The sequence below is a fragment of the Streptomyces sp. NPDC091280 genome, assembly GCF_044768565.1.
Taxonomy (GTDB): Bacteria; Actinomycetota; Actinomycetes; order Streptomycetales; family Streptomycetaceae; genus Streptomyces.
In genome coordinates this window covers 323,702-338,249 of the sequence record NZ_JBIVUZ010000005.1, presented here as the reverse complement: position 1 = coordinate 338,249, position 14,548 = coordinate 323,702, and the positions used below count along the sequence as shown (strand labels likewise).

Below are 14,548 nucleotides of genomic sequence, written 5' to 3'. Positions count from 1 at the left end.
CACAGCGAAAGCAGGCACGCGATGAGCACCCACCGGCGCAGGATCAGCAACAGGAACAAGGTGATCGGCGGAGCGGTCGCCGCGGCGGTGGCGGGCGGCGGCGCGTTCATGCTGACCGGCATCGCCCAGGCGGCGAGCGTCGGCGCCGCCTACACCAGGACCAGCGTGTGGTCGACCGGGTACACCGCGCAGTACGTCGTCACCAACACGACCGGTGCCAGGAAGGCGGACTGGACGCTCAGCTTCGACCTGCCCGCCGGTTCGAAGCTGAGCTCGCTGTGGGACGCCGAGTCGAGCGTGAGCGGACAGCACGTCACCGTGAAGCCGCCGAGATGGGACACGGACGGGCTCGCGGCCGGCGAGTCGGTCACGGTCGGCTTCGTGGTCAACGGCACGGGCCAGCCCACGAGTTGTCTGATCGACAACGCCAAGTGCTCGACGGACGGCACCGCGACCCCCGAGCCGACCGGCCGCCCCACGGGCACGCCCACCCCGACCCCCACGCCCACCGCGACCGCCGAGCCCACCCCCACGGCCACCGTGCGGCCGACGCCCACGCCCACGCCGACCCCGACCGCCTCCTCGTCCGGGGGCACGGGCAGCACGGCCGCCGGCGGCTTCGCCCCGTACGTCGACACCTCCCTCTACCCGGCGTTCGACCTCCTCGGGAACCTCGCCGCGACCGGAGTGAAGAACTACAACCTCGCCTTCGTCACCGACGGCGGCGGCTGCACCCCGAAGTGGGGCGGGGTGACGGACCTGGCGAGCGACGCCGTGGCCGCCCAGATCGGCGCGCTGCGGGCCAAGGGCGGCGACGTACGGGTCTCCTTCGGCGGCGCGGCCGGTTCCGAGCTGGCGACGACCTGCGGTTCGGCGGGCGCGCTGGCGAGCGCCTACGGCAAGGTCGTGGACGCGTACGGCCTCACCAAGGTCGACTTCGACATCGAGGGCGCCGCGCTCCCCGACACGGCGGCGAACACGATCCGCGCCCAGGCGATAGCCAGGCTCCAGCAGCAGCACCCGGGTCTGGACGTCTCCTTCACCCTCCCGGTGATGCCCGAGGGGCTCACCCAGGACGGTGTGAACCTGCTTTCCGACGCCCGGTCCAACGGTGTGCGAATCGGCACGGTGAACATCATGGCGATGGATTACGGACCGGCCTACAGCGGCGATATGGGAACGTACTCAGAGCAAGCGGCTACAGCCACTCAGGCCCAAGTCAAGAGTGTTCTCGGGCTCTCTGAAAGTGCCTCTTGGAAAGCGGTTTCCGTAACGCCGATGATCGGTGTCAATGATGTGTCGTCGGAGGTTTTCAAGGTCGACGACGCGACCCGGCTCGTCGCTTTCGCCGAGGCGAAAGGGCTCGGCGGTATCTCGATGTGGTCCGCGGCCCGCGACAAGCAGTGCCCCGGCGGAACCAAGCCCACCGCGGACGCGACGTGCAGTTCGATCGCGCAGGCCCCGTCCGCGTTCTCCAAGGCCTTCTCCGCCTTGCGTTAGCCGCCCCGTGTGCCCCGGGAGCCCCTCGCGGTTCCCGGGGCCCCAGGTGTCCCACGAGGGGCGTATGGCCACTCGGCTGTACGCCCGCTTCTCTTGCCGGCGCGTGTCGATTACGTTTCGACAAATGAAGGCGGCGGGTGTTGACGCATGACCAGACATGGGACTGTTATTACGCCACCGTGTTTGGTCGCGTTGGTTTCTGGTCGGTTACGACGACCTGGGGCGTGGCGCATTCCGGCCGAACCCTGTCCGTCAGGAGCCGTTCATGCCCGACTTCTCCCTCCCCGCCGCGAGCCGCCGTTCCGTCCTGCGCGGCATAGGTGGCGCAGCAGTGCTCGGCGCCGGTATTCCGCTGCTGAGCGCGTGCGGCAGCAGTGGCAGTTCGTCCGACTCGAAGACCGTCACGCTCGGGTCCAACGCGTCCGACGCCGTGCCGAAGAAGGCGTTCGCGAGCGTCTACGCGGACTTCAAGAAGACCTCCGGCATTACCGTCAAGGTCAACACGAAGGACCACAACACCTTCCAGGAGCAGATCAACTCCTACCTCCAGGGCACCCCGGACGACGTGTTCAACTGGTTCGCCGGGTACCGGATGCAGTTCTTCGCGGCCAAGAAGCTCGCCACCCCGATCGACGACGTGTGGGCGAAGATCGGCGACAACTTCCCCGACGCCATGAAGAAGCTCAGCAAGGGTGAGGACGGCAAGTACTACTTCGTCCCGCTGACGACGTACCCGTGGGCGATCTTCTACCGCAAGAGCGTCTTCGCGGCGAAGGGCTACACCGTCCCCACCACCTGGGACCAACTCGTCGCGCTCTGCAAGCAGATGAAGAAGGACGGCCTGGTCCCGATCGCCTTCGGCGACAAGGACCAGTGGCCGGCGATGGGCACCTTCGACCAGATCAACTTCCGCCTCAACGGCTACGACTTCCACAAGGCGCTGATGGCGGGCACCGAGTCGTGGACCGACCCCAAGGTCAAGGCCGTCTTCGACCACTGGTCCGAGCTGCTGCCGTACCACCAGGAGGGCTTCATGGGCCGCACCTGGCAGGACGCGGCCCAGGGCATCGTGTCGAAGAAGTCCGGCATGTACCTGCTGGGCTCCTTCGTGGCGCAGCAGTTCACCAACAAGGCCGACCTCGACGACCTCGACTTCTTCCCCTTCCCGGAGGTCAACTCCGCGTACGGGCAGGACACCGTGGAGGCGCCCACCGACGGCTTCATGGTCAGCAAGGCCCCCAAGAACCACGACGGCGTCGTGAAGCTCATGGAGTACCTGGGCACCCCCGCGGCCGAGGAGCTGTACCTCAAGACCGACCCGAGCGTCGTCGCCGCCTCCAGCAAGGCGTCCACCGCCGCGTACTCCACGCTCCAGAAGAAGGCGTTCGACATGATCGGCGCCGCCAAGAGCCTCACCCAGTTCATGGACCGTGACTCGCGCCCGGACTTCACCTCGACGGTGATGCAGCCCGGACTCCAGAAGTTCCTCCAGAACCCCAAGGGCGTCGACAGTCTGCTGTCCTCGATCGAGCGCCAGAAGAAGACGATCTTCGCCTCCTCATGATCTCCGACACGACCACGACGAGCCCGGAGGCGGACGCCGTTCCGCCTCCGGGCCCCGCGCCTGCCGACAAGCGGGTCCCGCAGGGCGCCAAGCGCCTGCTGACCCGCCGTGACCGCATCACGCTCGCCTTCATGGCGGGCGTTCCGACGGTCCTGCACGTGGCCCTGGTCTGGGTCACCGCCCTCGCCTCGATCGCCCTGGCCTTCACCAGCTGGGACGGCATCGGCTTCGACTCGATCAAGTGGGTCGGGCTGGACAACTTCCGCCAGTTGTTCACCGACAACCCGCAGTTCTGGCCCGCCCTTGAGCACAACGTCATCTGGTTCGTCGTGCTCATCCTGCTGCCGACGCCCTTCGGCCTGTTCCTGGCCGTCCAGCTGGACAAGAAGATCCGCTTCAGCCGGGTCTACCAGACCGCGTTCTTCCTGCCCGTCGTCATGTCGCTGGCGGTCACCGGCTTCGTCTGGCAGCTGATCTACAACCCCGACACCGGCCTCATCAACAGCCTCATCGGGGCCAACAAGCCCGGCCACTACATCGACTGGATCGGCGACCCCAAACTCAACCTGTGGGCCGTCCTGATCGCCGCCTCCTGGCGGCACGCCGGCTACATGATGATCCTCTACCTGGCCGGCCTCAAGGGCGTCGACCCGTCCCTGCGGGAGGCCTCCGCGCTGGACGGCGCCAACGAGTGGCAGACGTTCAAGAACGTCATCTTCCCCACCCTGCGCCCCACCAACACGGTCGTCCTGGTCGTCACGATCATCGAGTCGCTGCGCGCCTTCGACCTGGTCTTCGTCTTCAACAAGGGCGCCCAGGGCACCGAGTTGCTGTCGATCCTGATCACCAACAACATCATCGGCGAGTCCAGCCGGATCGGGTACGGCTCCGCGATAGCCGTCGTCCTGCTGGTCATCTCCCTCGCGGTCATCATCCCGTACCTGATCGCGACCTTCCGGAAGGAGCGGCGCGCATGACCACCCCCACCGCCGCGCTCGGCGCGAAGCAGCGCACCCCGCTCCGCCCCGCCCGGGTCCTGCTCCACACGTTCCTCGTCGTCACCTCGCTGGCCTGGCTCGCCCCCCTCCTGTGGGCGGTCTACGCGGCGCTGCGCCCGTACGCGGAGACCAGCAACAAGGGTTACGTCTCCTGGCCGGACACGCTGAACCTCGACAACTTCAAGAACGCGTTCGAGCAGTCCGACATGACGCACTACTTCGTCAACACCCTGATCATCGCGGTCCCGGCCGTGCTGCTCACGCTGCTGCTGGCGTCGATGGTCGCGTTCTACGTCAGCCGGTTCGACTTCCGCTTCAACATCGCCCTGCTGCTGGTGTTCACGGCCGGCAACCTGCTGCCGCAGCAGGTCATCATCACCCCGCTGTACCGCCTCTACCTGCTGATCGACCTGCCCGGCATCACGATGAGCGGCAAGCTCTACGACTCCGCGCTCGGCCTGGTCCTCATCCATGTGGCGTTCCAGTCCGGGTTCTGCGCCTTCGTGCTCAGCAACTACATGCGGATGCTGCCCAACGAGCTGACCGAGGCGGCCCTCGTGGACGGCGCGTCCGTGTGGCGCCAGTACTGGCAGATCGTGCTCCCGCTGTGCAAGCCGGCGATGGCGGCCCTGGCCACCCTGCTCTCCATCTGGATCTACAACGACTTCTTCTGGGCGATCGTGCTGATCTCCACCGGCGAGAACATGCCGATCACCTCCGCCCTGAACAACCTCTCCGGCCAGTACTTCACCGACCCCAACCTGGTCGCGGCCGGCGCCCTGCTCACCGCGATCCCGACCCTGATCGTGTACTTCGCGCTCCAGCGCCAGTTCGTCAGCGGTCTTACGCTGGGCGCCAACAAGGGCTGACGCCGGTCCAGTTCAGCCCTTCCCGTTGAAAGAGAACCACCGTGCACGACCACCCCTTCACCGCGCTCGACGCCGTCCCCGTGAATCCGCGCACCGCCCGGGTCCACGAGGAGGGCTGGCAGTCCTGGAGCCCGAGCGGCGCCTACTCCTTGGGCGCGCGGCCGTACCGCCCGGCGAACGCCAACTGGGCGACGGTCTGCTACCGCCCGGGCGTCGGCGTCCCGGCCGGTGTCTTCCAGGGCGAGGGCCTGCTCGCCCTGGACCCCGGCGACGGCTCACCGGCCCGGCTGTGGGCGGCGGTCGACCCCACCGGATCGGTCCCCTCGATCCGGCTGTCGGTCCGGGGCGGGGTCGCGGAGATCGCCGCCGACGGCCCGGTGAAGGAGTGGACGGGCTCCGGCATCCAGTCGGTCCTGGGCGACTGGGCCGACAGCCTGGCCCTGCCCTCCCCGCGCCCGGCGCCCACGGTCTGGTGCTCCTGGTACGAGTACTTCACCACCGCCACCGAGGACGACATCCACGAGAACCTGCGCGCGATGGACACCCTCGACCTGCCCATCGACGTCGTCCAGATCGACGACGGCCACCAGAAGGCCCTGGGGGACTGGCTGACCCTCTCCGGCCGCTTCCGCTCCCGGGCCGGCATCGCCGACACCATCCGCGCGCGGGGCCGCAGGGCGGGCATCTGGACGGCCCCCTTCCTGGTCGACCCGGCGAGCGACCTGGCCGCCGAACATCCCGAGTGGCTGGTCCGCGACCCGGCGGGCGGCTTCGCCCACGCCGGCCGCGACCGGGGCCACGACCTCCGCGTCCTGGACCCCACCCACCCCGGCGCGGCGGCCCGGCTGACCGAGGTCTACCGCACCCTGCGCACCGAGGGCTACGACTACTTCAAGACCGACTTCCTCTACGCCGGCGCCCTGGACGGCGTACGGCACAAGGAAGTCGACGGCATCGAGGCCTACCGGGCCGGGATCGCGCTGATCCGCGAGGCGATCGGCCCGGACGCCTACCTCCTGGGCTGCGGGGCGCCGATCCTCCCCTCCATCGGCCTGTTCGACGCGATGCGGGTCAGCCCCGACACGGCCCCGCACCGCCGCCCCGAGGCCGACGACCACTCCCAACCCGGCCAGGACTCCGCCGAGTTCACCGGCTTCGCCCGCCAGTGGCAGCACGGCCGCCTCTGGACCAACGACCCCGACTGCCTCCTGGCCCGCCCCGCCGTCGAGACCCGCGAACGCTGGGCGGCCCACGTCGAGGCCACCGGCGGCCTGATGGCGTCGAGCGACCGCCTGCTCTCGCTCGACCAGTGGGGCGTGGCCACAACTCGCCGCCTCCTGACGGGAGTCGAGCGCTGACCAGCGCTCACGGTGGCCACCACGACGTCCCTGTCGACCACGCGGGCCGGGGCGCGGAGGCGACGCTGCGGCACGGGACGGACCCGGACCGTCCCGTCCTGGCTCAGAACCCTCCGGGTCCGCCGAACCCCCCGAACCCACCAGGTCCACCGGGCCCGCCGCCGAACATCCCGCCGCCCGGGCCGTGATGGTGGAAGCCGTCGAGGAGCGCGTCCGCGAGGAGCATGCCGCCCACTCCCGCCGCGCCCGCGACGAGGGCCGTCTTCCACCACGGGGTGGGGTACCAACCCCCGGGCATGGAGCGGCCGTTGACGACCCCGCCGGGGTAGTAGTACGGCGTGTCCGCGCCCGGCCGCGCGGCGGCGGTGTACGTCTGCCCGCCGACCGTGACCTGACCGCCGACGCCCTGCGCGGGCAGTTCGGGCCCCGGGTCGAGTCCCAGCGCGGCACGGGCGGTACGGATGTGGTGCAGCCCCTCGACGGCGGTCTGGGTCACCAGCCCGTACTGCATGGGGGAGTAGGCGACCGCGAGTTGCCCCTCGGCGGCGCGGTGCCGCTCGGCGGCGTCGGCCAGCGCCTGCCGGGCGGCGCTGTCACCACCCGCGTCCAGCGTGGACAGACTCCCGCCCAGCCGCTCCACCCAGCGCGTGGCCTCGGCGCCCGCGTCGGCGTCGTAGACCTGCTGCGGGCTGCCGGCCCCATACCCCGAACTCCCGTTGACCGCCTGCCGCTTGCCGTAGGCGACCGCGCCGCCGACGATCAGGGCCAGCAGCACCAACCCGATGAAAAGCATGACGTCCTCCCGTCCGCGCCGGGATCGAATCACCCCGTACGGAACGATCACACGCCCTCGGGCTGAGAGGCGGCTGCGCGGGGTCTGGGCGGCGGCTGTGAAAGACGGTCGGGGCACGCCGCCGGGGCGCGGCACGTCCCCCGGTCGTGCCGCGCCCCGTCCCCCGCGGGCCCCCGTCGGTCAGGCTCCCCCCACCTGCGGCAGCGCGCCCGTGCGGGCCGCCTCGCCGTACCACAGCGCGCTCGACTTCGGCGTCCGGGCCAGCGTCGCGTAGTCCACGTACACCGCGCCGAACCGCTTCTCGTAGCCGTACGCCCACTCGAAGTTGTCCATCAGGGACCAGAGGTAGTAGCCCCGGACGTCCGCGCCGTCCGCGATCGCGCGCCGTACCGCGGACAGGTGGCCGTGCAGGTACGCGATCCGTTCGGGGTCGTGGACGCGGCCCTCCGGGTCCGGCTTGTCGTCGTAGGCCGCGCCGTTCTCGGTCACGTACAGGGGCAGGCCCGGGGCCTCCCTCGTGTAGCGGTTGATCAGGTCGTAGAGGCCGGTCGGGTCGATCGTCCAGCCCATCTCCGTGCGCTCGCCCGGGGTCTGGAGGAACGCCACGTCGTCGGCGCCCGGCCAGGGCGAGTACGCGCTCACGCCGTGGCCGTCGGCCCGCGGGCCGGCCGGCGCCGAGGCCGCCGCCTCCACCAGCGTCGGGGTGTAGTAGTTCAACCCCAGCGCGTCCAGCGGCTGGTGAATGAGCGTCAGGTCCCCGTCGCGCACGTACGACCAGTCCGTGATCGACCTCGTCGCGTCGAGGAGGGACTGCGGATACGAGCCGTGCAGCATCGGACCGTGGAACACCCCGTTGGCCAGGTCGTCGATCTTCCGGGCCGCCGCCAGGTCCGCCGGGGACTGCGAAGCGGGCCTGACCACCGACGAGTTGAGGCTCACCGCGACCGAGTTGCGGGCCGGCATCGCGGTGCGCAGCACCGAAGTGCCCAGCCCGTGGGCCAGGTTGAGGTGATGGGCGGCCTTCAGCGAGGCCGCCGCGTCCGTCCGGCCCGGCGCGTGCACCCCCGAGCCGTAGCCCAGGAACGCGCTGCACCACGGCTCGTTGAGGGTGATCCACTGCTCCACCCGGTCGCCCAGCGCCTCGCCCACGATCTGCGCGTACTCGGCGAAGCGGTACGCCGTGTCGCGCTCCGGCCAGCCGCCCGCGTCCTCCAACTCCTGCGGCAGGTCCCAGTGGTAGAGGGTGAGGGCGGGCTTGATGCCGACCGCCAGCAGCTCGTCGACCAGGCGGCGGTAGAAGTCCAGGCCCACCTGGACCGCCGGGCCCCGGCCGGTCGGCTGCACCCGTGACCAGGAGACCGAGAAGCGGTACGCCGTCAGGCCCAGGTCCGCCATCAGCGCCACGTCGTCGCGGTAGCGGTGGTAGTGGTCGACAGCGATGTCACCGTGCTCGCCACCGGCCGTACGGCCCGGCGTATGGCTGAAGGTGTCCCAGATCGAAGGGGTACGGCCGTCCTCCCGCACCGCCCCCTCGATCTGGTACGCGGAGGTCGCGGCGCCCCAGAGGAAGGCGGGAGGAAAGGTCACGGGGGTCACGGGCTCAGGCATGGAAGCGCTCCCATAAAGGGTCGTGGAGACCAATGAGTAGGCGGAGGGGGAGGAGGCGGAGGAGGGGGTGGAAGGGGCCGAGCGCCGGCTGTGCCCGGCCCCGGATCGGGCGTCAGCCCTTGACCGCGCCCTGCATGATTCCCCCCACGATCTGCTTGCCGAAGAGCAGGAAGGCGATCAGCAGCGGAAGCGTACCCAGCAGCGCGCCCGCCATGATCACTGACTGGTCGGGGATGTAGCCGGTGCCGAGGGAGTTCAGGGCGACCTGGACGGTGGGGTTCTGCTGGTTGAGGGCGATGATCGGCCAGAGGAAGTCGTTCCAGGCCATCACGAAGGTCAGGAGGCCCAGCACCGCCATCGCCGGGCGGGCGGCCGGGAAGACCACGTGCCAGACCACGCGCAGGCTGCTCGCGCCGTCCACCCGCGCCGCCTCGATCAGCTCCGTCGGCAGGGCCTGCACCAGGTACTGGCGCATGAAGAACGTACCGAAGGCGCTGACCAGGGTCGGCAGGATCACCGTCTGGAGATGGTTCGACCAGTGCAGGTCCGCCATCCACAAGTACAGCGGCACGACGGCCAGTTGGGGCGGGATCATCATCGTGCCGATGGTCAGCAGGAGCAGGGTGCTGGAGAAGCGGAACTTCAGCTTGGCGAAGGCGAAGCCCGCCAGGGTGGAGAACAGCACCGTGCCGATGGTGATGGTCCCCGCGACGACCGTGGAGTTGAACATCGCGGTGCCCATGCCGGCCTGGTCCCAGGCCGTCTGGAGGTTCTTGAACAGGTTCCCGCCGAACCACAGCGGCGGCGGGGTCTGGGCGAGCCGTGTGTTGGTGCGCGAGGCCGCGATGGCCGTCCACACCAGCGGGGCCAGCGAGACCAGCGCGAAGACCACCAGGACGACGTAGGTCAGCGGACCCGCGTGCAGCTGCTTGCCCGCGCCCATCACCCGGCGGCGCGGGCGGTGGACGACCGGTACCGGCGCCTGATCCTGAGGGAGTGTCAATTCGCTTGTGGTCATTGGGACTTCCTCAGCCGTCGGGTGAACAGCAGGTTGATCGCGGCGACGATCAGCAGGATCAGGAACATCGACCAGGCGATAGCGGACGCCTTGCCGAGGTTGCCGATGATCCAGCCCTGGTCGTACATGTACAGACCGAGCGTCTGGTACTGGTGCTCGGAGCCGCCCTTCGAACCGCTGACCCCGCCGAACAGCAGGGGCTCGCCGAAGAGCTGGGTCGCGCCGATGGTGGAGACGACCACCGTGAAGAGGATGGTGGGGCGCAGCTGGGGGATCGTCACATGGCGGAACTGCTGCCAGCGGTTCGCGCCGTCGATCGCCGCCGACTCGTAGAGGTCGGCGGGGATCGCCTGCATCGCGGCGAGGTAGATCAGCGCGTTGTACCCCGTCCAGCGCCAGATCACGATCGACGACACCGCGAACTGCGAACCCCACGTGGACTCACGCCAGTTGATCGCGTCCACACCCACGAAGTGCAGCAGCCAGTTGATCATCCCGCCGTCCCACGAGTACAGCAGCGTGAAGACGAGGGTGGCCGCGGCCACCGAGGTGGCGTACGGAGTGAGCATCACGACCCGCCACACGGTCGAACCGCGCAGCCGGTAGTTGAGCAGATGCGCGATCCCGATCGCCATCAACAGCTGCGGCACGGTGGAGATCAGGCCGATGGTGAAGGTGTTCTTCAGCGCGTTCCAGAAGAAGTCCGAGGACAACAGGTTCCGGTAGTTGTCCAGCCCCGCCCAGCTCTTGTGGTCCAGCGACGACAACTGCACGTTGTGCAGCGAGTACCAGGCCGTGTACAGCAGCGGGATGAGGCCGAAGGCCCCGAAGACGAGGAAGAAGGGGGAGATGAACGCGTACGGCGACGCCTTCATGTCCCAGCGGTACAGCCGGCTCCGCCACGAACTCGGGCCGGGCGCCGGCGTACCGCGACCGCCGCGGGCCGCGCCCGGCTGGTGGCCGGGCGCGGCGCCGGAGCCCGGCGCGGGGTGTGCGAGGGCCTGCTTGGAACTGCTCACTGCCCGAGCACGTCCTTGATCTCCTTGGTGGCGGCGCTCCATCCCTGGGCCGGGGTCTTGCCCTTCTGCTCCACCTGGAGGATGCCGACGTCGGTGATCGCGGTGCCGATCGGCTGGTCCTTGATGCCGAAGACCTGCACCGGGATCGTCTTCGCCGAGTCGGAGAAGATCTGGGTGATCGGCGCGTTCGAGAAGTAGGCCGTCGTGGCGGCGGCCGGCTTCAGGTTCGGGTACGCGGCCGGGGTGGACGGGAAGCTGGCCTGCTTGGCGAAGACCTTCTCCTGCTGTTCGGGCGCGGTCAGCCACTTCGCCAGCGCGACGGCGTCGGCCTGGTGCTTGGAGGCCGTCGGGACCCCGAGGAAGGAACCGCCCCAGTTGGCCGCGGTCGGCGCCGCCGCCACGTCCCAGTTGCCGCTGCCGGAGCTGCCGGACTTCTCCTGGATGTAGCCGATCATCCAGGCGGGGCAGGCCACCGTCGCGAAGCTGGCGTTGGCGAAGCCCTGGTCCCAGGTCGGGTCGAACTGCTTGAGCTTCGCCGACATGTTGCTGGTCGCGACCTCCATCGCCGCGTTCCAGGCCGCCTTCACACCGGTCGACTTGTCCCAGATGACGTTGCCGTCCTTGTCGTAGTACCGCTGGCTCTCGCCGCCGATGGCCGCGTTGTAGACGGAGGAGGCGGAGTCCACGAACTTGGTGCCCTTGGGCGCCTTCTTCATGTAGTCCTTGCCGACATTGACGTACTTCGTCCAGTCGCCCTTCCACAGGGCGGCGAGCTGGGTGCGGTCGGTGGGCAGACCGGCCTTCTTGAAGAGGTCCTTGCGGTAGCAGATCGCCATCGGGCCGGTGTCGGTGCCGAGGCCGATCTGCTTGCCGTCCTTGGTGGTGGCCTGGGCGTTCTTCCAGGGCAGCCACTGGGACTTGTCGACGTCCTTGCCGAGGTCGACGAACTTGTCGGCCTGCGTCTGCACGGCCTCGGTGATGTTGCCGACCTCGATGGCCTGGATGTCGTCGGTGCCCGCGCCGGCCTGGAGCCGGGTGAGGACCTTGGGCCAGTACACGTCGGTACGGGTGGTGACGTCCTCCTTGATGGTGATGTTCGGGTGCAGCTTCATGTACTCGTCGTACAGACCGGCCTGCTTGTAGCCGAAGACGCCGAAGGTACCGACGGTCAGCGTGGTCTTGCCCTTGCCGCTGTCACTCGCTTTCGACGAGGTGCCGTCCGAGTCGCTGGAGCAACCGGCCAGCACCCCTGTGGTCAGGGCGGCGACGGCCGCGAGGGCCATCAGCCGATGGGACCGTCGGGTACTCGTGCGCATTGCGTCCTCCTGTTGCCTGACGTGCCGACCCCCCGGCCAACTGCATTGTTGGGCCCGTTAGTTCACGCTGCGGCTCGGGCGGGGAACGTGCGGGATGTGTATGTGTCAGGTACCGTGGGAGCGCTCCCACCGGTGATGTGTTGAAGAGTCGTCGGTTCGCGCGGGGGTGTCAAGGGACCGGACGCGGAGAGATGCGTTCAGTTATTCGTCCGTTAGCAAACCCGGCGGGAGGCGGGGAATCGGCCGGAGGCGGGGCTCCGCACGCCCCGCTTCCCTGATCAGGACTGTTACATTCCAGGCCAATGGGTGGGTCTACAGGAGGCGGAGCCAATGGCAAGCCACGGAGCGCGGGGCCGGAGCGGCGGCCGGCCGACCTTGGAGGAGGTCGCGGCGCGCGCCGGTGTGGGCCGCGGCACGGTCTCCCGGGTCATCAACGGTTCGCCAAGAGTCAGCGACGCGACCCGCGCCGCGGTGGAGGCGGCGGTCGCCGAACTCGGCTACGTCCCCAACACGGCCGCCCGCGCCCTGGCCGCGAACCGCACCGACGCCATCGCCCTCGTCGTCCCCGAGCCGGAGACCCGCTTCTTCGCGGAGCCCTACTTCTCGGACATGCTCAAGGGCGTCGGCGCCGAACTCTCCGAAACCGAGATGCAGTTGCTGCTGATCTTCGCGGGCAGCGACCGCGAACGGCAGCGCCTGGCCCAGTACCTGGCCGCCCACCGCGTCGACGGCGTCCTCCTCGTCTCCGTCCACGCGGACGACCCGCTGCCGGACCTGCTCGCGCAACTGGAGATCCCCGCGGTGATCAGCGGCCCGCGCTCGGCGGCCGAGACGCTCACCTCCGTCGACTCCGACAACTACGGCGGCGCCCGCTCGGCGGTCGAGCACCTGCTCGCCCGGGGCCGCACCCGCATCGCCCACATCACCGGCCGCCTCGACGTGTACGGCGCCCAGCGCCGCGTCGACGGCTACCGCGAGGCGCTGCTCGACGCGGGCCACCCGGTGGACGAACACCTCATCCAGCCGGGCGACTTCACCGAGGAGGGCGGCCGGCGCGCGATGAAGGAACTGCTCGCCCGCCGCCCCGACGTCGACGCGGTCTTCGCCGGCTCCGACGTCATGGCGGCCGGCGCCCGCCAGGTGCTGCGCGAGGAGGGCCGGGTGATCCCCGACGACGTGGCCCTCGTCGGCTACGACGACTCGGCCATCGCCCGCCACATGGACCCGCCCCTGACCAGCGTCCGCCAGCCCATCGAGGAGATGGGCCGCGCGATGATCGACCTCCTCCTCACCGAGATCGCGGACCGCAGACCGGCCACCTCCCGCGAACTGGAGCGCCGGCAGGCGGTACTGGCCACGGAGTTGGTGACGCGGGCGTCCTCCTGAAGGGGGTAACCGCCGCAAAGCGGCGACACGGGCCGGTGGCGACCTCCACACTGCTGCCCATGACTCCCCACCCCCTGCTGGCCGTCGACGAGATCCCCGCCGTCGAGCCCCACCTGCGCACGGTCGGCGAGGTGTTCCGGGTGTTCCGGGAACAGGACTCCGGATGCGTCTCCTACGGCGTCCAACTCCCGGGCGGCGAGCGGTGGTTCGTGAAGGAGGCGACAACTCCCGCCGCCCAGGCCTCACTTGAACGCGGCTGGGCCTTCCACCAGGCGGTGCGGCACCCGGCGATCGTCCCGCAGGCGCACCGGATCGCGGTGCCCGGCGGCCGGACGGCGACGGTCATGCCCTGGCGGCACGGCGAGTCCCTCTACGGCCCCGCCCGCGCCCGCTTCCGCACCCTGCCCCTCGCCTCCGTGCTGCGCGCGGTCGACCGGATCCTGGACGCGCATCTCGCGGTGGAGGCCGCGGGGATGGTGGCGGTCGACCTCTACGACGGCGCGTTCCTGTACGACTTCGGCGCCGACGCGCTCCACCTCGTCGACCTCGACGAGTACCGCCCCGGCCCCTTCGTCCTCGCCGACGACCGCCTCCCGGGCTCGGCCCGCTTCATGGCCCCCGAGGAGTGGCACCGGGGCACCCGCGTCGACATCCGTACGACGGTCTACGCCCTCGGCCGCAGTGCCCATGTCCTCCTCGACGCGGGTGAGCACCGGGCCTGGCGCGGTACGGCGGGTCAACTGTCCGTACTGGAAAGGGCGACCCGCGCCGACCCCGCCGAACGCTTCGCGGGCGTACGGGAGTTCACACACGCGTGGCGCGCCGCCACCTGACCGCGCGGCGGATGCCCGACGGGCCGGGCACGTGGGTGCCGCGGTCGCGGAGGCCGCTCGACCGCCGAGCCGGGACACCAGGCCTTTCGCCGCCCGGGCCGGGGGTCCGCCGCCGGGGCCAGGATGCGCCGCCGGGTCGTCGCGCGGCCGTACGACCGCGTCGCCGCACCACGCGGACGCGGTCGCACGCCGGGAGCCGGGCGCACCCGTCCGGCCGGACGGCCGAGACACGGCGGGAGTCCGTCGCATCCTGTCCTGGTCAACCGTTCGAATCGCGGGCCGCGGC

12 protein-coding genes are annotated in these 14,548 nt (G+C 69.9%); 7 read left to right on the top strand and 5 right to left on the bottom strand.

All coding sequences use genetic code 11. From position 1 onward, the window contains the following. Nucleotides 1-21: 21 nt before the first annotated feature. The 5 genes from ACIQPR_RS17530 to ACIQPR_RS17510 all read left to right on the top strand — a co-directional run bounded on the left by ACIQPR_RS17530 (nucleotide 22) and on the right by ACIQPR_RS17510 (nucleotide 6,289). Nucleotides 22-1,500: a cellulose binding domain-containing protein gene (locus tag ACIQPR_RS17530; protein WP_403648672.1), complete on the top strand. Its 1,479-nt coding sequence runs from the start codon at nucleotides 22-24 to the stop codon at nucleotides 1,498-1,500. A gap of 265 nt (nucleotides 1,501-1,765) precedes the next feature. Continuing rightward, nucleotides 1,766-3,064, top strand: coding sequence for an ABC transporter substrate-binding protein (locus tag ACIQPR_RS17525; protein ID WP_403648669.1), 1,299 nt, complete (start codon nucleotides 1,766-1,768; stop codon nucleotides 3,062-3,064). After that, nucleotides 3,061-4,041 carry a carbohydrate ABC transporter permease gene (locus tag ACIQPR_RS17520; protein WP_403648666.1) on the top strand — a complete coding sequence of 327 codons (981 nt, stop codon included), beginning with the start codon at nucleotides 3,061-3,063 and terminating at the stop codon, nucleotides 4,039-4,041. Before ACIQPR_RS17525 ends, ACIQPR_RS17520 begins: the two co-directional genes overlap by 4 nt. After that, entirely contained in the window at nucleotides 4,038-4,931 is an 894-nt protein-coding gene (locus ACIQPR_RS17515; RefSeq protein WP_403648663.1) for a carbohydrate ABC transporter permease, read from the top strand. Before ACIQPR_RS17520 ends, ACIQPR_RS17515 begins: the two co-directional genes overlap by 4 nt. Before the next feature lie 41 nt (nucleotides 4,932-4,972). Beyond that, the gene (locus ACIQPR_RS17510; protein WP_403648660.1) at nucleotides 4,973-6,289 is read left to right on the top strand and encodes a glycoside hydrolase family 36 protein; all 1,317 of its coding nucleotides are present in this window, start codon (nucleotides 4,973-4,975) and stop codon (nucleotides 6,287-6,289) included. Nucleotides 6,290-6,392: 103 nt separating this feature from the next. Here the strand turns inward: ACIQPR_RS17510 and ACIQPR_RS17505 are convergent, their stop codons facing one another. From ACIQPR_RS17505 to ACIQPR_RS17485, 5 genes are all read right to left on the bottom strand, one after another. After that, the gene (locus ACIQPR_RS17505; protein ID WP_403648657.1) at nucleotides 6,393-7,082 is read right to left on the bottom strand and encodes a hypothetical protein; all 690 of its coding nucleotides are present in this window, start codon (nucleotides 7,080-7,082) and stop codon (nucleotides 6,393-6,395) included. A gap of 180 nt (nucleotides 7,083-7,262) precedes the next feature. Beyond that, nucleotides 7,263-8,690 carry a GH1 family beta-glucosidase gene (locus ACIQPR_RS17500; protein WP_403648654.1) on the bottom strand — a complete coding sequence of 476 codons (1,428 nt, stop codon included), beginning with the start codon at nucleotides 8,688-8,690 and terminating at the stop codon, nucleotides 7,263-7,265. Nucleotides 8,691-8,802: 112 nt separating this feature from the next. Next, entirely contained in the window at nucleotides 8,803-9,708 is a 906-nt protein-coding gene (locus ACIQPR_RS17495; RefSeq protein WP_403648652.1) for a carbohydrate ABC transporter permease, read from the bottom strand. Then, the gene (locus ACIQPR_RS17490) at nucleotides 9,705-10,727 is read right to left on the bottom strand and encodes a carbohydrate ABC transporter permease (RefSeq protein ID WP_403648649.1); all 1,023 of its coding nucleotides are present in this window, start codon (nucleotides 10,725-10,727) and stop codon (nucleotides 9,705-9,707) included. The genes ACIQPR_RS17495 and ACIQPR_RS17490 overlap by 4 nt, the downstream gene beginning before the upstream one ends. Then, entirely contained in the window at nucleotides 10,724-12,043 is a 1,320-nt protein-coding gene (locus ACIQPR_RS17485) for an ABC transporter substrate-binding protein (protein WP_403648646.1), read from the bottom strand. The genes ACIQPR_RS17490 and ACIQPR_RS17485 overlap by 4 nt, the downstream gene beginning before the upstream one ends. A gap of 330 nt (nucleotides 12,044-12,373) precedes the next feature. Between ACIQPR_RS17485 and ACIQPR_RS17480 the strand changes: the two genes are divergently transcribed. Continuing rightward, a complete protein-coding gene (locus tag ACIQPR_RS17480; RefSeq protein WP_403648643.1) occupies nucleotides 12,374-13,429 on the top strand; it encodes a LacI family DNA-binding transcriptional regulator in 1,056 nt (351 codons plus the stop codon). Nucleotides 13,430-13,488: 59 nt separating this feature from the next. Next, nucleotides 13,489-14,262, top strand: a complete 774-nt coding sequence (locus ACIQPR_RS17475) for a serine/threonine protein kinase (RefSeq protein ID WP_403648640.1) — start codon at nucleotides 13,489-13,491, stop codon at nucleotides 14,260-14,262. Nucleotides 14,263-14,548 lie beyond the last annotated feature (286 nt).